Source organism: Brevundimonas sp. G8 (assembly GCF_902506205.1).
GTDB lineage: Bacteria > Pseudomonadota > Alphaproteobacteria > Caulobacterales > Caulobacteraceae > Brevundimonas.
The window spans coordinates 1,177,270-1,196,947 of sequence record NZ_LR732816.1 but is presented as its reverse complement, the minus strand read 5'-3'; the positions used below and the strand labels follow the sequence as shown (position 1 = coordinate 1,196,947).

The following is a 19,678-nucleotide window of genomic DNA, read 5'->3' as shown; positions in this document are numbered from 1 at the left end:
GATCATCCGCTGTGGAGGGCCGCACCCGCTCGCGCCCCTTTGTCGCCCAGCTTCACCGTCAAGCAACGCGCCGTCGAACGCCGCCGGTGACGCTTTGATCTTGTGCTTGGGGTCAGGATGACGAAGGTGATCGGCGACACGTTTTAATCCCGCGATCGATCCGCTTGACCGACACCTCCGCCCAGACTTCCGCCAAGTCCGACGCTCCGTCGCCCAAGGCCCAGCCGCCCAGGGCCAAGCCGCGCCGCGTCCTGCGCGCTGTGGCCATCGGCGTCCTGATCCTGGCGCTGTTGCTCGGTGTGGCGGCGGCCGTCCTCTATCTCAATCGCCGCGCAGTGGCGCGGGACGTGCTGGTCGGCTGGCTGGACCAGCGCGGCATCCAGGCCGATGTCGAGGTCGAGCGGATCGAGATCGATGGCTTCGTCGGGCGCATCCGCATCGGCGATCCGAAAAACCCCGATGTCGTGGTCGAGCGGGCCGAGGTCGATTACGCCCTCGCCCTGCCGTGGTCCAAAACCGGCCTGGGTGTCACGCCCAGCCGCATCCGCCTGGTTCGGCCAGTGGTGCGGGCCAGCTGGAAGGGTGGGAAACTGTCGCTCGGATCGCTGGACCCGCTGGTCAAGGAGTTCACCGGCGGCCCGCCACGCCCGGATTCGCGCAGTCCCCTTGTCATCGTCGAGGGCGGGCGCGGGCGGCTGGACACCGAATATGGGCCGGTCGAAATCCTGGCCGACGCCCGGATCGACGACGGCAAGCTGATGCGGCTGGCGGCGCGCCTGCCCACGGCGGCGCTGAAGAGCGGAGAAGTCGAGGCGCGAGGCCTGTCCGCCACGCTGGACCTGACCACCACGGGCGACCGGGTGGCGTTGCGGCTGCTGGCGGCGGCCGACGCCTTTACGACGCCGGCAGCGCGAGGGCAGGGGGCCAATCTGACCCTGACCGGCGACCTGCCCTATCCCGATCTGAAGACCCGACGTGGCGACGGCCGTTTGGTTCTGGACGCCCGCCTGACCGGCGCAAGCCTGGGGACCGAAACCGTCGGCGCGCGCAACGCCGACGTCACGGCCCAGTTCGACGGCGTCGTCTCCGGCTGGATCGAGACCTTCCGTCTGGAGGGCGCGACTACGACCGCATTGAAGGCGGCGGCGGTCCAAGGCGCGGACCTGCGCATCGCCGATGTCGCGGCGACGGCGACGAGGGCCAAGCTGACCGTCTCGCGCGACGCCGCCCTGCGCTGGAGCGTGCAGGCGCCCCTGTCCGTGACGGCCGGCTCGGGCCGGATGGGCCAGACGAGTATCAACCGCCTGTCGCTGACCTCGCGCGCCCTGACGTTCGGCGGCAAGGATGCGGTGTTCGAGGCGACCGGCCCGGTCAGCGCGACCTTCGACCGGTTCGGCTTCGGCGACCTGGCGCTGAAACGCGGACGCGCCGACCTGAACCTGGATGTCGTCAGCGACGGCGTGATCCAGATCGCCGCCGATGGATCTCTGCGCGCCGCCGACGGCGCCTGGCCCCTGTTCGGCCCGGTCGGTCCCGACGACATCGCCGAACTGGCCGAAATGAAGCGTGCGCTGGGAAGCTTCGCCCTGAACGCCCCGGCGATCCGGTTCGCGACCGGCACGGCGGGCACCACGGTCGCCCTGGCGCGCCCCGTGACCCTGACCCCGGCCAACGGCGGCGTCCTGACGGTGGCTCAAGCCGGCGAGGGCGCCTATCAGGCCGAGCCGGGACGGCCTGGCGGCGGCGCGCTGAACGTCACCGCGACGCGCGGCAAGGGCCTGCCGGAGATGACCGTCGCCGTGCCGAACTGGCGCCTGACCGAGACCGGTTTCGAGGCCACGCTGGACGGCCGCGCCCGTCTGGATTTCGACCTGGCGCGCGGCATCGACGCCCGGACGCGCGGCGTCCTGGCCATGGCCGACGGCCGGCTGACCTATGCGACACCGGACTGCGTGGATCTGACGGTCGAGCGGCTGGAGCTGGACGAGAACGACGTGCACCAAGTCGCCGGCAAACTGTGCCCCGCCGGCGGTCCCCTGCTGACATCCAAGGACGGCGTCTGGCGCGTCGTCGGCGCCTTCGATCAGGTCTCGGCTCAGGCCCCCTTCCTGGGCATGCGGTTCGCCGACGCCTCGGGGCGGGTCACGGTCGATGGGACCAAGGCCGGCGTCGGCCTGACGGCGAACGTCACAGCCGCCCGCGCCATCGACGCCCTGACCCCCTCACGGTTCGAACCTCTAGCGGCGACCGGCTCCGCGACCCTGGCTGACGAACGCTGGAGCGGCGCCTTCGACCTGAAGGGCACGGGCGAGGCGGCGGCGCATACGCTAGGCCGTCTGACCCTGGCGCACGACGGCCGCACGGGCGCGGGCGGCATCGTCATCACCGCCCCCAATGTGACCTTCGCCGAACACGGGCTTCAGCCGGAAATGCTCAGCCCCCTGGCCGCCGACTTCCTTCAGTCGCCGGTCGCCGGCTCCGTCAGCTTCGACGGCCGCTTCGACTGGACCAAGGACGCCGAGCCGACCTCCAGCGGGCATCTGGTCACGCCGGGCCTAGATTTCGTCAGCCCGGCCGGTGCGGTCAAGGGCCTGCGCGGCGACGTGGTCTTCAGCAGCCTGACGCCCCTGATCACCGCCCCGAACCAGAAGTTGACGGCCGACAGTCTGGCGGTCGGCACGGCGGTCACGGCGCTGGATGTGACCTTCTCGGTCAACGAGGCGGGCGTCCTGATCGACGGCGCCCAGGTCGTCGCCGGCGGCGGCACCGTCTCGGTCGAACCCTTCACCGTCCCGCTGGACGCGACCCAGCCCTACAGCGGCGTCATCGTGCTGGACCGGGTGCAGCTGGGCGATATCGTCGCCGACACCGGCTTCGACGACAAGGTCAAGCTGGACGCCGTGGTCTCGGGCCGTCTGCCCTTCATCATGGACCCCAAGACGGGCCTGCGGATCACCGCCGGGACACTGGGCGCGGTCCAGCCGGGCCGTCTGTCGATCAAGCGCGAGGTCCTGACCGACGTCAATGCGGGCGGCGGCGGCGAGGAACTGCCCTCCGGCATGGTCGAGGATCTGGCCTATCAGGCGATGGAAGACCTGTCCTTCGACGTGCTCAGCGCCGATGTGAACAGCATGGACGGCGGCCGGGTCTCGGTGCTGTTCCACATTCGCGGCCGTCACGATCCGCCCCAGCGCCAGGAACTGCGTCTGACGATCGCCGAGCTGATCAGCCGCCAGTTCCTGAACCGCAAACTGCCCCTGCCGTCGAACACCCAGATCGATCTGACGCTGGACACGACCCTGAACGCCAACCAGCTGATCTCGGACCTGCTGGCGGTCAATCGCGCCCGCCAGGGTCAGCAGGAGCCGGACCCGATCCCGGCGCCCGCCGATTGAACTTCACCATTCAGCGCGCGTTCACTTGGCGACGTGCTATTAGAGCCATCATTCTCGGCCGTACCGGAGTCCACGTCATGATCCACAAGCGCCAATTGGCCGGCCTCGGCTTCGGAGCGGTCGTCGTCGCCCTCGCGGCCTGCGCCCCGACCATCCGTCTTGAGGTCGCGCCGATCCAGATCTACGCCAAGCTGGACGCCGACGTGCGCGTCCGCCTGGACCAGGAGCTGCAGACGCTGCTCCAGCAAAACCCCAACCTCTTCTGATTTCCCGCTTCTCTTCTGAAAGGGACAGGCTGAAATGACCTTCCGCAAACTCTTCGTCATCGGCGCTGCCGTCGCCGCAATGGGTGTCGCCGGGGCCGCCATCGCCCAGACCGGCGCTCAAAAGGCCCAGATCGATCAGGCCAAGGCTGCCGGCACGGTCGGCGAACAGGCCGACGGCTTCCTGGGCTTCCGCACCCCGACCTCGGACGCCGGCCTGCGCGCCGCCGTAGACGCCACCAACGCCGGCCGCCGCGCCGCCTACGCCCGCAGCGCAACCGACGCCGGCACCTCGGCCGATGTCGCCGGCGCCCGGATGTTCGAATCCCAGCTCCTGCCCCGCATCTCCTCGGGTCAGTGGTACCGCAACGCCCAGGGGCAGTGGGTCCAGCGCTAACTAAAAGACCGTCACCCTCGGGCTTGTCCCGAGGGCCCACGGCGGGTTCAGGCATGAGTCGCAGAGCTTGGCTGCGCGGCCTCAACCCTCGCCGGGCTGCTCACCCATCCTATTGCGCAAGAAGAAAAGACGCGTTTTCAGGCCACTAGACTGCCGGACCGTCATCTTCCTTAGCGCCACGTCAGACCGGGTTATGATGCGTGCCCGGTCTTTGACATCGCCATCTCCACGACTTGGACTCGTTGGACTGTTTTTTTCGGAGTCCAACTTCGCCGAGTAAATTGCACCTTGTTGCACGAGTGTAATTCGAGGCTGAATTTTACCTCAACGAAAACAACGTTCTGAGGCAAGATTGCACCAATTGCACTGTTTTTCCGTTGCAGTGCAATTCCGCCCTAACCGCCTCACCGGATCAGGCCGCCGCGCGTCGATCCGACAGCGCGGGCAGCAACAGACCCTCGGCCAGCGCCCTGACCACCGGCACGGCGACGGCGTCTCCCATCAGCTTCAGCGCCGCGCTTTCGCTGGACGGTAGGCGATAGTCCTCGCCCACCCCCATCAGCCGCGCCGCCTCTCGCCCGGTCAGGCGCCGCACCCGTGCCCGGCCCTGATCGCACACCACCACATATTGCCGCGACGAGCCGCCGGCCGGCGTCCTCAGACATCCGGCCAGGCCGTCGAACCGGACCTCCAGGCGCTGGATCTTCTGCCCGTCCTCGGTCCGCACCCGACGATAGGCGGCCCCGACGCAGCGCCGGCCCGAGGCCACGGCGGCCGCAATCCGGGCGCGGTGCAGCGGCCCGGCCAAGGCCAGGATGGCGTCCGCATCCTCCAGCCAGGTCACGGCGTCGTCCGGCTCCAGCACGGCGGCCAGATCCAGATTGCGCTGCGACGGCGCGGGCAGGGACCACCAGGCCCAGGCCGCCTTCACCGCCTCTGGCAGGCGCGCGTGGGCGGCGATCAGGCGCGGCGAATGGAAGGGTGCGACCGGCGCCTGCGCACGCGGCGCCTCGCCCCGAATGGCGACCACGAACAGCCTCGGCCGCGACTGCGGGAGCCAATGCGCGGCGTCCATCTCCAGCGCCCCGACCCTATATCCCGCCTCGGTCATGGCCGCGCACACAGCTGCAAAATCTCGACCTTGGCCTGAGGTCAGCAAGCCGATCACATTCTCCAGCACGATCACGCGCGGCCCGCGCCCTTCGGCCGCCAGACCCTGCATCAACCGCCAGAAGCCCCAGAAGGCGCCAGATCGTCCGGCCTCCAGCCCGCCGCGCGCGCCGGCCAGGCTGACGTCCTGACAGGGCGACGAGGCCCAGGCCATGTCCGGCCGCCCCGGCAGATCCTCGACCGTCAGGCCCCAGACATCCCCCTGACGAAACGGCGTGTGCGGATGATTGGCGACGAAAGCCCGAGCCTTGGCCACATCCATGTCGTTGGCGAAGACGGTGTCTATGCCGGCGCTGGACAGGCCCAGTCCTGAGAGACCAAGTCCCGCCAGACCGCCCCCGGCGAAGAACTCGTATGCGCTGGGGCGAATCGACATCCCACCAGCATAACCCAGGCTCCGCCCTTGACCGAGGCCGCACGCGACCACACCTGCGCAGGGACGAAAGGGAGGCCGTCCATGCGTTTCATACTGCCCGTTCTGCTGGCCGGCGCCGCTCTGGCCGGCTGTTACGACCGCGAGGCCAACGCCCCCAAGGCCGCCGCTGCGCCCGAGACGGCCGCGACCCTGGGCGGCGTCGATCTGGGCAAGCCGGTGCGCGCGCTCGGCACCGAACCTTTCTGGGGGGTGGAGATCACCCCCGACGCCCTGATCTACACCCGCGTCGATCAGCCGGCCCAGCGCGCGCCCAATCGTGGCGCGACGGTTCAGGGCACGGTCGCCACCTTCGCCAGCTCCACCGATCTGAACCAGGCTTTGAATGTCGTCCTGATCGCCACCGAATGCTCGGACGGCATGAGCGACCGCACCTATCCGCTGACGGCCAAGGTCGAGATCGGCGACGACACCCTGACCGGCTGCGCGGCCCCGGCGTCGATGCTGACGGCCCAGCCCGCCTCGTGATCGCTCACCACCATTCGGCGTCGCGCAGCATCCGGGCGTAGCGGCGGCTGACGGGCGCCGAGAGGCCGCCGTCCAGGGTCAGGGTCGCCCGCCCGTCGCCGCGCTCGACCCCGCGCACCGCGTCGCGCGCCACCCACCAGCTGCGGTGCGTCTGTGCGCCTTCCAGCCCCTCCAGCTCCTCCACCGCATCCGACAGCCGCATCAGGATAAGGTCAGACCCCCGGTCGGTGTGGATGCGCAGATAATGGTCCTCGGCCTGCACTGCGTGCAGGGTCGCGCCCTTCAGCTTCATCGGCAGGCGGTCGAGAAACCGCACCGGCCGGGCCGTCGTCTCGGTCGGCGCCGCATGGGTCTGGACCGGCCGAGCGCGCCCCAGGAAGACGTTCAGCGTCGTCACCGCCGCCGTCACCACCACGACCGGCACGACCACCTGAGGCAGCACCGCCAACGGGTACAGGCGCTGGGCGAAGAACAGACCCGTCGCGGCCCAGACGAGGACGCACGCCGGCCCGGTGATCATCACCACCATGACCCCGATGGTCAGCCACGGCCGCTCGTCTATATCCAGAAAACGGCTGACAAGGGCGCTGCACAAATGGCCCCACACCCCGCCCAGAACCATGACCACGACCCAATAGGCCAGCCGTGGCCCTAACGCCGCGCCTGCTGTCCCGAACGCCCCGGTCATCGCCAGGAAGACGCCGCCCAGAACGGCGACGATCAGGCCGCGCAGGAAGGTGCGGCGGCGTTCGGCGGCAAGGGGCGTCATGGCGGCTTTCGGCATCAGAAGATCGCGCCTTGAGACCACGATTTCCCGCCCGTTGAAAGGAGGGGGCGAAAGCCGTCGCGCCGATCACGCTGTGCGCGGCGACATCCCGACCACGGCGCGGAAGCCGGCCGCCGCGAACCGGACCATATAGTCGCCCGCCGTCTCCAGATCGCCTGAGCGCGCCTGACCATTCGACAGCCGGTCCAGCCGCCCCGTCTCGCCCAGCGTCAGGGTCAGGGCGCCCGACAGATTGTGATAGCCCCAGTACAGATCGACCTCGCTGGCGTCGGGCAACACCACGGCGATCAGTTCGATCAGCCGGTGGATGGCCGGGTCGAAATAGCGGGCCATGGTCTCGCCGCCGAAACTGGGGTTGGCGTTGGTCTGGGCCACCAGGGCGGAATAGTGTTTCCACCCCGGCCCGCCCTTCAGCGACCATTCGAACGGCGGCCGCAGGAAGGCTTCCAACAGGCCCTCCAGCGTCATGTCCTCGCCCGCCGTCTCGGCATAACGGTCGATGGCGGACACCCGGTCGGCGTTCCACACCTCGGCCCGGCGCAGGAAGACAGCGTCGAACAGCTCGCGCTTGGCCCCGAAATAGTAATGGACCAGGGCCGTATCCACGCCCGCCTCACGCGCCACCTCCCGGATGGTGACGCCATAGAAACCGTGTTTGGAGAACAGGTCCTCGGCCGCGTCCAGGATCAGGTCGCGGGTCTCGCCCGCCGCCTTGGCCTGGGCCTTGGGGGGGCGGCCCCGCCGAGCCGGCGCAGCGCCTGCCGCCTGGCGACGCGCGGCGGCGACGGGGCGGGGTGTCGGGATGGCGGCGTCCAGTTTGCTCATGCGGCAAGGCTTAGGCGCGACCCAACCCCGGTGCAACGGGCCGGTGCAACGGCGCCACGCTCGACAGCTCAAGTGACCTTGCGTCAGCACAGCGTTTGACAGCCGGACGAAACCGGGTAGGTTCCATGAAAATCATTGAACGCTGAATAAAAGCGTCAATCGGGCTGGAAACGACAACAAGGGGTCTAGGATCATGAACCGTCATGTGAAGTGCGCGCTGCTGGCCGGCGCGGCGTGGGGCGTGCTTGCGGGGGCCTCGGTCGCCCAAGACGCGGAGGCGACCGCTCAAGCGGCCAACACCCAGGATGCCGCCACCGTCGACGACATCGTCGTCACCGCGCGCCGTCGTGCGGAAAGCCTGCAGGACGTGCCGGTCGCCGTCACGGCCGTCAGCGGCGAACAGCTTGAGGCGCGCGGCGCCCTGGACATCACCGAACTGGCGCGCTCGACCCCCAGCCTGACGCTGAACGCGGCGCGCGGTTCGAACTCGACCCTGATCTCCTTCATCCGCGGCGTGGGCCAGCAGGATCCGCTGTGGGGCTTCGATCCCGGCGTCGGCCTGTATATCGACGACGTCTATGTGGCCCGTCCGCAGGCCGCCGTTCTGGACATCTTCGACGTGGAGCGGGTCGAGGTTCTGCGCGGTCCGCAAGGCACCCTGTACGGCCGCAACACCATCGGCGGGGCGATCAAATACGTCACCCGCCGCATCGACGCCGACGAGCCCGAAGGTCGCCTGCGCGCCTCCTACGGCAGCTATAACCAGCGCGACGTGATCGCCAGCGCCCAACTGCCGTTCAGCGACGAGTTCAAGGTCTCGGCGGCCCTGGCCCGCTATCTGCGCGACGGCTACGGAAAGAACCTGAACACCGGCAACGAACACTACAACAAGGACGTCACCGCCTTCCGCGCCAGCGCGGAATGGACCCCGACCGACAGCCTGTTCTTCCGCCTGGCCGGCGATCTGGTGAACGACGATTCCAACGCCCGCCATGGTCACCGCGAAACCGCCCCGTCGCCGTCGGATCCGTATGACACCAACGCCGGCGCCGGCGACAAGAACCGCGTCCAGACGCGCGGCGTATCGCTGACCGGCGAATGGGAGATGAGCGACCTGCTGACCTTCAAGTCGGTCACCGCCTATCGCGACGGCTTCACGCGCGGCAACATCGACTTCGACAACCTGCCCGGACCGATCCTCGACATTCCCGCAGCCTATGACGACGACCAGTTCAGCCAGGAATTCCAGGTGGTGGTCAGCGCGGGCCGCCTGAACGGCGTCGCCGGCGTCTTCTACATGGACGCCAACGCCTCGGGCGCCTTCGACACCGTCGTGGGCCTGGCCAATCTGACCACCCTGACCTCGGGCGCGGTGGCCACCAAGAGCTACGCCGCCTTCGCCGACTTCAGCTACGACGTGACCGACGCCCTGTCGGTGTCGGTCGGCGGCCGCTTCACCAAGGACGAGAAGGAAGGCACGGTCTTCCGCCAGCAGTATCTGGGCATCCGCAGCCCCTATTTCGGCAACAACGCCGCCGTGCCGCTGGGCGCGCCGCGCACCAACTACACCCGCACCCGCGAGTTCGAGAAGTTCACCCCGCGCGTCTCGGTCAACTACAAGTTCGGCCCGGATCTGACGGCCTACGCCTCGTGGGGCGAGGGCTTCAAGTCGGGCGGCTTCGACATGCGCGGCGATGCGGTCCTGTATCCCGCCACCGTCAACGGCTATGCGCCCGAAACCGTCGAGACCTATGAGATCGGGCTGAAGGGCTCGCTACTGGATCGTCGCCTGACGTTCGCCACGGCGATCTTCGATTCCAGCTACGAGAACCAGCAGATCACGACCCAGTATCCGGCCGGCGCCACCGTCGCCTCGGTGGTGGACAACGTCGGCTCGTCCTCGATCCGCGGTTGGGAGTTCGAGGGTCGTCTGCGCGCGACCAGCGCCCTGACGATCAACGCCTCGCTGAGCTATATCGACGCCAGCTTCGACCAGTTCCTGGCCTATATCCCCACGGCGTCGGGCAACACGGCCTGCCCCACCTTGCCGGGCTGTTTCGTCGACGTGTCGTCGCTGCGTGATTTCCAGAACACCCCCGAATGGACCGGCTCGATCGGCGCCACCTACAACTGGTTCATGGAGAACGGCTCGTCGATCGCCTTCATCCCGTCGGTCGCCTATCGCGGCGCTTATCAGCAGTTCGAGGAAGCTTTGCCTTTGCTCGATCAGGACGCCTACTGGATGTATGACGCCAGCATCGTCTGGACCTCGTCCGACGACCGTCTGACCTTCGGCGTCCACGGCAAGAACCTGGGCGACGAACGCTACCGTGTCGGCGGATACAACTTCCCCGCGGCACTGACCGGGAACTCGATCATCGGCTTCTACGGTCCGCCGCGCACGGTCACGGCCACTTTGGGTCTGAAGTTCTGATCCATATCCACAACGCCTGACGACGAGGGGCGGCGGTCTCCGGGCCGCCGCCCTTTTGTTTGCAGGGAGCAGAGTTGCGGCTAGGCTCGCCTCAACAAAAAAGAAAATGCCGAGGGAAACGCCGATGACGACGGATACGCGGACGGTCGAGGACAAGGCGGTCGAGGGTGGGGTGCGCCCGGAGCGGCCCGGCTATCGCTACTATGTGCTGGCGGTCCTGATCCTGATCTACATGCTGAACTTCCTGGATCGCCAGATCATCGGCATCCTGGCCGCGCCGCTGAAGGAAGAGTTCGGCATGTCCGACAGCCAGTTCGGCCTGTTGGGCGGCATCGCCTTCGCCTCGGTCTATTCGACATTGGCCATTCCCCTGGCCTGGATGGCGGATCGCTACAGTCGGGTCTGGATCATGACCGGCGCCCTGGCCGTCTGGTCGGGCTTCACCGCCCTGTGCGGCATGGCGGGCTCGTTCGGGCAGCTGTTCCTGTGCCGGATGGGCGTGGGCATCGGCGAGGCGGGGGGCGTGGCCCCGGCCTATTCGCTGATCGCCGACTATTTCCCGCCGCATCAACGGGCGCGGGCCATGGCGGCCTTCGCCTTCGGCATTCCCTTGGGCATGGCGGCGGGCACCCTGGTCGGCGGCCTGCTGGCGGCGACCTACGGCTGGCGCACGGCCTTTATCGTCGTCGGCCTGCTGGGTGTGCTGGTCGCGCCGTTGCTGCGACTGACGGTCCGCGATCCCAGGCGCGGTGGAACCGATGCGGTCAAGACCCCGGCCCAGGTCGCGGCCTTGGCGGCCGCACCCGTCGGCACGGACCGGGCCGGCAAGATCGCCGCCCAGGTCATGCTGGGGCTGGGCGCGGGCCTTCTAATCCTTGGGGGCTTGAGCTGGCTGATGGGCACGTCGCTGGGCAATCCCCTGGTGCTGGCGTTCGGCGGCCTGCTGGCGGTGGTGATCGGCATCTCGCTGATGATCGCGCGTCGCACGGCGTCGGTCGTGATCCGCAAGCCCAGCTTCTGGCTGCTGGGCCTGGGTGCGGCCTCGTCGTCGGTGTGCGGTTACGGCGTCGCCGGCTGGCTGCCCCTGTTCTTCATGCGCAGCTTCGACCTGACCCTGCGCCAGACCAGCATCTACTATTCCGGCATCGCCCTGATCGGCGGCGTCCTGGGCATCTGGCTGGGCGGCATGATCGCCGACAAGCTGTCGAAGAAGGGCAAGGGCGCCTATCCGCTGACGCCCGCCATCGCCTTCCTGATTTCGGCGCCGTGCTTCATCCTGGCGATGAATTCGCCCTGGTTGATCGGCCTGGTCCTGCCCGGCGGCGGCAGCCATGTGCAGCAGCTGACCCTGGCCTTCCTGATCTTCCTGTTGCCGACCGGACTGAACCTGGCCTGGCTGGGTCCGATCACGGCGGCGGTCCAGCATCTGGTGCCGGCGGCCATGCGCTCCACGGCCTCGGCCCTGTTCCTGCTGCTGAACAATCTGCTCGGGATCGCGGTCGGCTTCTACTATTTCGGCTGGATGAGCGACCTGTTGGCGCCGCGCTTCGGCGAGGAGAGCCTGCGCTGGGCCATCTACACCGGCATGGGCTTCTATGTGCTGGCGGCGATCCTGCTGATCGGCGCGTCACGCACCCTCAAGAAGGACTGGGTCGACTAAAGGCAGGCTGTGGACGGTTGCACCTGCGAAGGGGTGGGGCCTATAAGCCCCGCAACTCTCCCAGCAGCGGTTGCGACGGTCCCTCATGAACATCCACGAATATCAGGCCAAGCAGGTCCTCAAAGGTTTCGGCGCCCCCGTCGCCGAAGGCGTCGCAGTGACGTCGGTCGATCAGGTGGAGGCGGCCGCCAGATCCCTGCCCGGCCCGCTCTATGTCGTGAAGTCGCAGATCCACGCCGGCGGACGCGGCAAGGGCAAGTTCAAGGAACTGCCGGCCGACGCCAAGGGCGGCGTCCGCCTGGCTTTCTCGGTCGAGGAAGCCGTCGCCCACGCCAAGGAGATGCTGGGCAATACACTCGTCACCGCCCAGACCGGCGACGCCGGCAAGCAGGTCAACCGCCTCTATATCGAGGACGGCGCCGACATCGATCGTGAACTGTACTGCTCGTTGCTGGTCGACCGCGCCTATGGCCGCATCGCCTTCGTCATCTCGACCGAAGGCGGCATGGACATCGAAACCGTCGCCCACGACACGCCCGAGAAGATCCAGAACATCGTCATCGACCCCAGCGCGGGCGTGACCGACGCCGACGTCGCCGCCATCACCGCCGCCTACGGCCTGACGGGCGCCGCCGCCGAAGACGCCAAGTCGCTGTTCCCTGCGCTGTACAAGGCCTTCGTCGAGAAGGACATGGACATGCTGGAGGTGAACCCCCTGATCGTCATGAAGGACGGCCATCTGCGCGTCCTGGACGCCAAGGTCAGCTTCGACGGCAACGCCCTGTTCCGCCACGACGACATGAAGGCCCTGCGCGACGAGACCGAGGAAGACGCCAAGGAGATCGAAGCGTCCAAGTGGGACCTGGCCTACGTCTCGCTGGACGGCAACATCGGCTGCATGGTCAACGGCGCGGGCCTGGCCATGGCGACGATGGACATCATCAAGCTGTACGGTAAAGAACCGGCCAACTTCTGCGACGTCGGCGGCGGCGCCGGCAAGGAGAAGGTCGCTGCGGCCTTCAAGATCATCACCGCCGACCCGAACGTCCAGGGCATCCTGGTCAACATATTCGGCGGCATCATGAAGTGCGACGTCATCGCCGAGGGCGTCGTCGCCGCGGTGAAGGAAGTCGGTCTGAAGGTGCCGCTGGTCGTGCGTCTGGAAGGCACCAACGCCGAACTGGGCAAGAAAATCCTCAACGAGTCGGGCCTGGCCATCACGGCCGCCGACGACCTCGACGACGCCGCCCAGAAGATCGTCGCGGCGGTCGGCTGAGGCTATCGCCTCACCGCCACCGCCCTGCTGACTGACACATTCCAGAGATCGATAGACCCATGTCCATCCTCGTCAACAAAGACACCAAGATCATCGTCCAGGGCCTGACCGGCAAGACCGGCGGCTTCCACACCGAACAGGCCCTGGCCTATCACGGCACCCAGATGGTCGCCGGCGTGCACCCGACCAAGGGCGGGACCAGCTGGACCGGCTCGCACGGCGAAAGCCTGCCGATCTACGCCTCGGTCGCCGAAGCCCGTGACGCCACGGGCGCCGACGCCTCGGTGATCTATGTCCCGCCGTCGGGCGCGGCCGCCGCCATCATCGAAGCCATCGACGCCGAGATCCCCTTCATCACCTGCATCACCGAAGGCATCCCGGTGCTGGACATGGTCAACGTCAAGCGCCGTCTGGAAGGCTCGAAGTCGCGCCTGCTGGGTCCGAACTGCCCCGGCATCCTGACGCCGGACGAGTGCAAGATCGGCATCATGCCGGGCAATATCTTCAAGAAGGGCTCGGTCGGCATCGTGTCGCGTTCGGGCACCCTGACCTATGAAGCCGTGTTCCAGACCACCAACGAAGGCCTGGGCCAGACCACGGCTGTCGGCATCGGCGGCGACCCGGTCAAGGGCACCGAGTTCATCGACGTGCTGGAGCTGTTCCTGGCCGACGATGAAACCACCTCGATCATCATGATCGGCGAGATCGGCGGCGGCGCCGAAGAAGACGCCGCCCAGTTCCTGATCGACGAAGCCAAGAAGGGCCGCAAGAAGCCGATGGCCGGCTTCATCGCCGGACGTACGGCGCCCAAGGGCCGCACCATGGGCCACGCCGGCGCCGTCGTCTCAGGCGGCAAGGGCGATGCGGAATCCAAGATCGCCGCCATGGAAGCCGCCGGTATCCGCATGTCGGAATCGCCCGCTCGCCTGGGCAAGACCCTGGTCGAAGTCCTGAAGGGTTAAGACCCGCTACGACTTCCCCGAAACGGGGAGGGAGAAGAAAAATGCCGTTCTCGGCTGGAATGGACGCCCTCGGCTCAGGCCGGGGGCGTTTTTCTTTGGGCCTGCGACCAATTTCTCACCGAATTGCCCCGTTTCGGTCATGACCCATAAGGAAACGACGCCTATATGACGGGCGCGCCCCTCACGGAGATGTGTCCGTCGGGCCCAGGGATTGCGAAACGATGGCGGACGATGCCGGTCGGCTGAACCAGGTCTTTGCCGAGACCTCATTCCTCTACGGGTCCAATGCGGCCTATGTGGAGGAGCTGCAGGAGAAGTGGGCCAAGGACCCCGGCTCCGTCTCGGCGGAATGGAAAGCCTTCTTCGACCAGCTGCGCGACAACGCCGCGCTGGTGACCGCCTCCGCCGAGGCCGGCGGCTGGGGCCGTGGTACGGCGACCGAACCCACCGAGGAGACTGGCGTGTTCGACGGCCGCTGGCCGGCGCCGAAACCCGATCCCAAGAAGCCCGACGCTGCGCCCGCGCCGGCCGCCGCCAAGGCTGCGCCCGCAGATGTCTCGGCCGACGTGATCCGCGCCGCCGCCCATGATTCCATCCGCGCCCTGATGCTGATCCGCAGCTACCGCGTGCGCGGTCATCTGCAGGCCAAGCTGGACCCGCTGGGCATCGAACAGCCGGTCGAGAACCCGGAACTGACGCCGGAATTCTACGGCTTCAGCGGGGCCGATCTGGATCGCCCGATCTTCCTGGACGGCGTGCTGGGTCTGCAGACCGGCACGATCCGCGAAGTTCTGGATATCCTGAAGCGCACCTACTGCGGCACGGTCGGCATCCAGTTCATGCATATCGCCGAGCCGGAAGAGAAGTCCTGGCTGCAGCAGCGGTTCGAGGGGCCTGACAAGTTCGAGCAGAACGCCTTCTCCAAGGAAGGCAAGCTGGCCATCCTGTCCAAGCTGGTTGAGGCCGAAGGCTTCGAACGCTTCCTGCACAAGCGTTTCCCCGGCACCAAGCGGTTCGGTCTGGACGGCGGCGAGGCCATGGTCCCGGCGCTGGAGCAGGTCATCAAGCGCGGCGGTTCGCTGGGCGTGGACGAGGTCGTTCTCGGCATGGCCCACCGTGGCCGCCTGAACGTGCTCGCCGCCGTGATGGGCAAGCCCTACAAGGTCATCTTCCACGAGTTCCAGGGTGGTTCGGCCGTGCCGAGCGACATCGAGGGCTCGGGCGACGTCAAATATCACATGGGCGCCTCGTCGAACCGCGAGTTTGACGGCAACCACGTCCATCTGTCGCTGACCGCCAACCCGTCGCACCTGGAAATCGTCAACCCGGTCGTCCTGGGCAAGGCGCGCGCCAAACAGGCGTTCGACATCCGTGAAGCCAATGAGGGCGTGCCCGAGGGCCAATGGGCGCTGGACCGTTCCAAGGTCGTGCCGCTGCTGATCCACGGCGACGCCGCCTTCGCCGGCCAGGGCGTGGTCGCCGAATGTTTCGCCCTGATGGGGCTGAAGGGTTACCGCACCGGCGGCACGCTTCACTTCGTCATCAACAACCAGATCGGCTTCACCACCAGCCCGCGCAACTCGCGTTCGTCGCCCTATCCGTCGGATGTCGCCCTGATGGTCCAGGCGCCGATCTTCCACGTCAACGGCGACGACCCCGAAGCGGTCGTCTTCGCCTCCAAGGTGGCCACCGAATACCGCCAGAAGTTCAAGAAGGACGTGGTGGTGGACATGTTCTGCTACCGCCGCTTCGGCCACAACGAAGGCGACGATCCCACCTTCACCCAGCCGCTGATGTATTCAAAGATCCGCGCCCAGCCCTCGACCCGCGAACTGTATTCGCAGCGTCTGGTCGCCGAAGGCGTGATCACCCAGGCCGAGGTGGACGCCGAGCTTGAGCGGTTCGACACGTTCCTCGACGAACAGTTCGAGGCCGGCAAGACCTGGTCCGCCGAGAAGGCCGACTGGCTGGACGGACAATGGCAGGGCTTCCAGGCGCCGAACGCCGAGCTGCGCGGCGACACCGCCGTGCCGCTGGCCAAGCTGACCGACCTGGGTCACCGCCTGACCACCATCCCCAACAACGTCGACATGCACAAGACGCTGAAGCGCGTCATCGACGGTCGCCGCGAAGCCATCACCTCGGGCCAGGGTCTGGACTGGGCCACGGCCGAGAGCCTGGCCTTCGCCACCCTGGTCGACGAAGGCTTCCCGATCCGCCTGTCGGGCCAGGATTCGGTGCGCGGCACCTTCTCGCAGCGTCACTCGGGCATCATCGATCAGACGACCGAAGAGCGTTACATCCCGCTGAACAACCTGCGCGAAGGCCAGGCCAATTTCGAGGTCATCGACTCGGCCCTGTCGGAAGAGGCGGTGCTGGGCTTCGAGTACGGCTACTCGCTGGCCGACCCCAATACGCTGGTCATGTGGGAAGCCCAGTTCGGCGACTTTGTGAACGGCGCCCAGGTGGTGATCGACCAGTTCATCAGTTCGGGCGAACGCAAGTGGCTGCGTATGAGCGGCCTGACCATGCTGTTGCCCCACGGCTATGAGGGCCAGGGACCGGAGCACTCCTCGGCCCGTCTGGAGCGCTTCCTGCAACAGTGCGCCGAAGACAATATGCAGGTCGCCAACTGCACGACCCCGGCCAACTACTACCACATCCTGCGTCGCCAGATGCACCGGCCGTTCCGCAAGCCGCTGATCCTGATGACGCCCAAGTCCTTGCTGCGTCACAAGAAGGCGGTCTCGTCGATGGCGGACCTGGCGGAGGGTTCGGCCTTCCACCGCCTGTTGCACGACGACGCCCAGACGCGTCCCGAGATCGCCGGGATCACGATCAAGGCGGACAAGGATATCCGCCGGGTCATCCTGTGCTCGGGCAAGGTCTATTACGACCTGCTGGACGCGCGCGAGAAGAAGGCCAAGGACGGCCAGGCCGTGGACGATGTCTACATCCTGCGTCTGGAACAGTTCTATCCGTGGCCGATCCAGTCCCTGCGCAAGGAACTGGCCCGCTTCCCCAAGGCGGAAGTGGTCTGGTGCCAGGAAGAGCCCAAGAACATGGGCGGCTGGACCTTCGTCGATCCGTGGCTGGAGCTGACGCTCGACAAGCTGGACGTCGCCTCCAAGCGCGCCCGCTATATCGGACGGCCGGGTTCCGCCTCGACCGCCGCCGGTTTGATGAGCCGGCACCTGAAGGAACTCGACACCTTCACGACCGAAGCCTTCGCCTGATACACGTATAAAAGACCGACCTAGAGACGAGCTGGACCTGACATGGCCGACATCCTGACCCCCGCCCTCGGTGAATCCGTCACCGAAGCCACCATCGCGAAGTGGACCAAGAAGGTCGGCGACCCGGTCAAGAAGGACGAGCTGCTGGTCGAGCTGGAAACCGACAAGGTCTCGCTGGAAGTCGTCTCGCCCGCCGACGGCGTGCTGGGCGACATCAAGGCGGCCGAGGGCGACAACGTCGTTCCCGGCACGATCCTGGGGTCGGTGACCGAGGGCGCGTCCGCCGCCGCTCCGGCTTCCGCCCCCGCTCAGGCAAAGGCCGCACCGGCCGCCAAGGCCGAGACCAAGTCGGCCCCCGCTGCTGCGGCTCCGCCCGCCGCGCCCGCCGCTGAAACAGCGATCGACATCATGGTCCCGGTCATGGGCGAAAGCGTCGCCGAAGGCTCGGTGGGCAAGTGGGTCAAGAAGAACGGCGACACGGTCAAGAAGGACGAACTGCTGGTCGAGATCGAGACCGACAAGGTCGCGGTCGAGGTGTCGGCCCCGGCTGACGGCGTCCTGACCATCGCCGCCGACGAAGGCGCGACAGTTACCCCGAACCAGAAGATCGGCTCGATCTCGGGCTCGGGCGCCGCCGCCGCTGCCCCAGCTGCTGCTGCTGTTGCCGCTCCAGCCCCTGCCGCCGCCCCGGCCAACACCGGCTCGGCCCAAGTCTCAGGCGCCAAGAACGAAACCCTGTCGCCCGCCGTCCAGCGCGTCGTGGGCGAGAACAATCTGGATCCGAAGGCCATCGCCGCCACGGGTCCGAAGGGCAACATCACCAAGGCCGACGCCATCGCCGCCATTGGTCAGGCCGCCGTTTCGGCTCCGGCCGCCGCTGCTGCGCCTGCCGCCCCGCGCGCCGACCAGCCGCGCGAAGAGCGGGTCAAGATGACGCGCCTGCGTCAGACCATCGCCCGTCGCCTGAAGGAATCGCAGAACACGGCCGCCCAGCTGACCACCTTCAACGAGGTGGACATGACCAACGTCATGGCTCTGCGCGCCCAGTACAAGGACGTGTTCGAGAAGCGTCACGGCGTGAAGCTGGGCTTCATGTCCTTCTTCACCAAGGCCGTCGTCGCGGCCCTGCACGAGATCCCGGCCGTCAACGCCGAGATCGACGGCACCGACATCATCTACAAGAACCACTATGACATCGGCGTCGCCGTTGGCACCGACAAGGGCCTGGTGGTTCCGGTCCTGCGCGACGCCGACACCCTGACCCTCGCCGGGATCGAAAAGGGCATCGGCGCCCTGGGCAAGGCCGCACGTGACGGCGCCCTGACTATGGATCAGATGCAGGGCGGCACCTTCACCATCACCAACGGCGGCACCTACGGCTCGCTGATGTCCACGCCGATCCTGAATGCGCCACAGTCGGGCATCCTGGGCATGCACAACATCGTCCAGCGCCCGATGGCCATCAACGGCGAGGTCAAGATCCGCCCGATGATGTACCTGGCCCTCAGCTACGATCACCGCATCGTGGACGGCAAGGAAGCCGTGACCTTCCTGGTTCGGGTCAAGGAACTGCTGGAAGATCCGGCGCGGGCCCTGTTGGACCTGTAAAGACCCTGAAAGGCGGCGACGATCTCGCCGCCTTTTTCTTTGATCAGAGGTTTGAACATGCTGACCCTCCATACCTCTCCCGGCTCGTGCAGCCGCGCCAGCCACATCGCGCTGGAAGAGTCCGGCCTGGACTTCGACATCCGCCTGATCGATTTCGCCAAGGCGGACCAACGCCAGCCGGCGTTTCTGGCGATCAATCCGAAGGGACGCGTCCCCGCCCTGGCGACCGATCAGGGCGTGCTGACCGAAAGCCCGGCGATCCTCGCCTACATCGCCGCGCTCGCCCCTGCGGGCTTGTTGGCGCCGGTCGATCCGTTCGCATTCGCGCGGATGCAGGCCTTCAACCTCTATCTGGCCACCACGATCCATGTGGCCCACGCCCACGGCCGTCGCGCCTCGCGCTGGAGCGACGATGCCGCCGCCCAGTCCTCCATGGCGGCCAAGGTGACGCAGAACATGCGCGATGGCTTCGCCTTGATCGAAGGCGGTCTGAACGGCGACTGGGTCATGGGCGACGCCTATACGGTCGCGGACCCCTATCTTTTCACCTTCGCGGCCTGGCTGGACAGCGACGGCGTCGACATCGCCGACTTCCCCAAGGTCCAGGCCCATTTCGAACGGATGCAGGCCCGGCCCGCTGTTATCCGGGCCCTGGCCGCCGAGGGGTAGCGGGCGCGGTGGGATACCATCGGTTGTGTCTATTTTGCGCCGGTCGTTAAGGTTTCGAATCGCCCTGCATTTTCGGCGATTACAACGGCCGAAAA

14 protein-coding genes are annotated in these 19,678 nt (G+C 67.2%); 11 read left to right on the top strand and 3 right to left on the bottom strand.

Annotated elements, in window-relative coordinates; all coding sequences use genetic code 11:
* Positions 1 to 164 precede the first annotated feature (164 nt).
* The 3 genes from CHRYSEO8AT_RS05870 to CHRYSEO8AT_RS05860 all read left to right on the top strand — a co-directional run bounded on the left by CHRYSEO8AT_RS05870 (position 165) and on the right by CHRYSEO8AT_RS05860 (position 4,055).
* Complete coding sequence (locus CHRYSEO8AT_RS05870) at positions 165 to 3,395, top strand: YdbH domain-containing protein (protein WP_159847618.1); 3,231 nt, start codon at positions 165 to 167, stop codon at positions 3,393 to 3,395.
* A gap of 77 nt (positions 3,396 to 3,472) precedes the next feature.
* Entirely contained in the window at positions 3,473 to 3,661 is a 189-nt protein-coding gene (locus CHRYSEO8AT_RS05865; RefSeq protein ID WP_159847615.1) for a YnbE family lipoprotein, read from the top strand.
* A 34-nt stretch (positions 3,662 to 3,695) separates the two neighbouring features.
* Positions 3,696 to 4,055 carry a YdbL family protein gene (locus CHRYSEO8AT_RS05860; protein ID WP_159847612.1) on the top strand — a complete coding sequence of 120 codons (360 nt, stop codon included), beginning with the start codon at positions 3,696 to 3,698 and terminating at the stop codon, positions 4,053 to 4,055.
* A gap of 412 nt (positions 4,056 to 4,467) precedes the next feature.
* On the opposite strand, the gene CHRYSEO8AT_RS05855 is transcribed toward CHRYSEO8AT_RS05860, so the two are convergent.
* Positions 4,468 to 5,601, bottom strand: a complete 1,134-nt coding sequence (locus tag CHRYSEO8AT_RS05855) for a DNA cytosine methyltransferase (protein ID WP_159847607.1) — start codon at positions 5,599 to 5,601, stop codon at positions 4,468 to 4,470.
* An 81-nt stretch (positions 5,602 to 5,682) separates the two neighbouring features.
* Here CHRYSEO8AT_RS05855 and CHRYSEO8AT_RS05850 point away from each other — a divergent pair, with 81 nt between their 5' ends.
* A complete protein-coding gene (locus CHRYSEO8AT_RS05850; RefSeq protein WP_159847604.1) occupies positions 5,683 to 6,126 on the top strand; it encodes a COG3650 family protein in 444 nt (147 codons plus the stop codon).
* Between the two features lie 4 nt (positions 6,127 to 6,130).
* Here CHRYSEO8AT_RS05850 and CHRYSEO8AT_RS05845 read toward each other — a convergent pair whose 3' ends face one another.
* Together CHRYSEO8AT_RS05845 and CHRYSEO8AT_RS05840 are read right to left on the bottom strand one after the other, a co-directional pair.
* Complete coding sequence (locus CHRYSEO8AT_RS05845; protein WP_236547441.1) at positions 6,131 to 6,910, bottom strand: LytTR family DNA-binding domain-containing protein; 780 nt, start codon at positions 6,908 to 6,910, stop codon at positions 6,131 to 6,133.
* Positions 6,911 to 6,979: 69 nt separating this feature from the next.
* Complete coding sequence (locus CHRYSEO8AT_RS05840) at positions 6,980 to 7,738, bottom strand: TetR/AcrR family transcriptional regulator (protein WP_159847601.1); 759 nt, start codon at positions 7,736 to 7,738, stop codon at positions 6,980 to 6,982.
* A 193-nt stretch (positions 7,739 to 7,931) separates the two neighbouring features.
* On the opposite strand from CHRYSEO8AT_RS05840, the gene CHRYSEO8AT_RS05835 reads away from it, so the two are divergent.
* From CHRYSEO8AT_RS05835 to CHRYSEO8AT_RS05805, 7 genes are all read left to right on the top strand, one after another.
* Complete coding sequence (locus tag CHRYSEO8AT_RS05835; RefSeq protein WP_159847598.1) at positions 7,932 to 10,172, top strand: TonB-dependent receptor; 2,241 nt, start codon at positions 7,932 to 7,934, stop codon at positions 10,170 to 10,172.
* Between the two features lie 124 nt (positions 10,173 to 10,296).
* Entirely contained in the window at positions 10,297 to 11,832 is a 1,536-nt protein-coding gene (locus CHRYSEO8AT_RS05830) for an MFS transporter (protein ID WP_159847595.1), read from the top strand.
* 85 nt (positions 11,833 to 11,917) lie between these two features.
* Positions 11,918 to 13,108 (top strand): ADP-forming succinate--CoA ligase subunit beta, encoded by a 1,191-nt coding sequence (sucC, locus tag CHRYSEO8AT_RS05825; protein WP_159847592.1) that lies wholly within the window; start codon positions 11,918 to 11,920, stop codon positions 13,106 to 13,108.
* A gap of 59 nt (positions 13,109 to 13,167) precedes the next feature.
* Complete coding sequence (sucD, locus tag CHRYSEO8AT_RS05820) at positions 13,168 to 14,070, top strand: succinate--CoA ligase subunit alpha (RefSeq protein ID WP_159847589.1); 903 nt, start codon at positions 13,168 to 13,170, stop codon at positions 14,068 to 14,070.
* A gap of 221 nt (positions 14,071 to 14,291) precedes the next feature.
* Complete coding sequence (locus CHRYSEO8AT_RS05815; RefSeq protein WP_159847586.1) at positions 14,292 to 17,306, top strand: 2-oxoglutarate dehydrogenase E1 component; 3,015 nt, start codon at positions 14,292 to 14,294, stop codon at positions 17,304 to 17,306.
* 42 nt (positions 17,307 to 17,348) lie between these two features.
* The gene (gene odhB, locus CHRYSEO8AT_RS05810) at positions 17,349 to 18,914 is read left to right on the top strand and encodes a 2-oxoglutarate dehydrogenase complex dihydrolipoyllysine-residue succinyltransferase (RefSeq protein WP_159847583.1); all 1,566 of its coding nucleotides are present in this window, start codon (positions 17,349 to 17,351) and stop codon (positions 18,912 to 18,914) included.
* 57 nt (positions 18,915 to 18,971) lie between these two features.
* Positions 18,972 to 19,583: a glutathione S-transferase family protein gene (locus tag CHRYSEO8AT_RS05805; RefSeq protein WP_159847580.1), complete on the top strand. Its 612-nt coding sequence runs from the start codon at positions 18,972 to 18,974 to the stop codon at positions 19,581 to 19,583.
* Positions 19,584 to 19,678 lie beyond the last annotated feature (95 nt).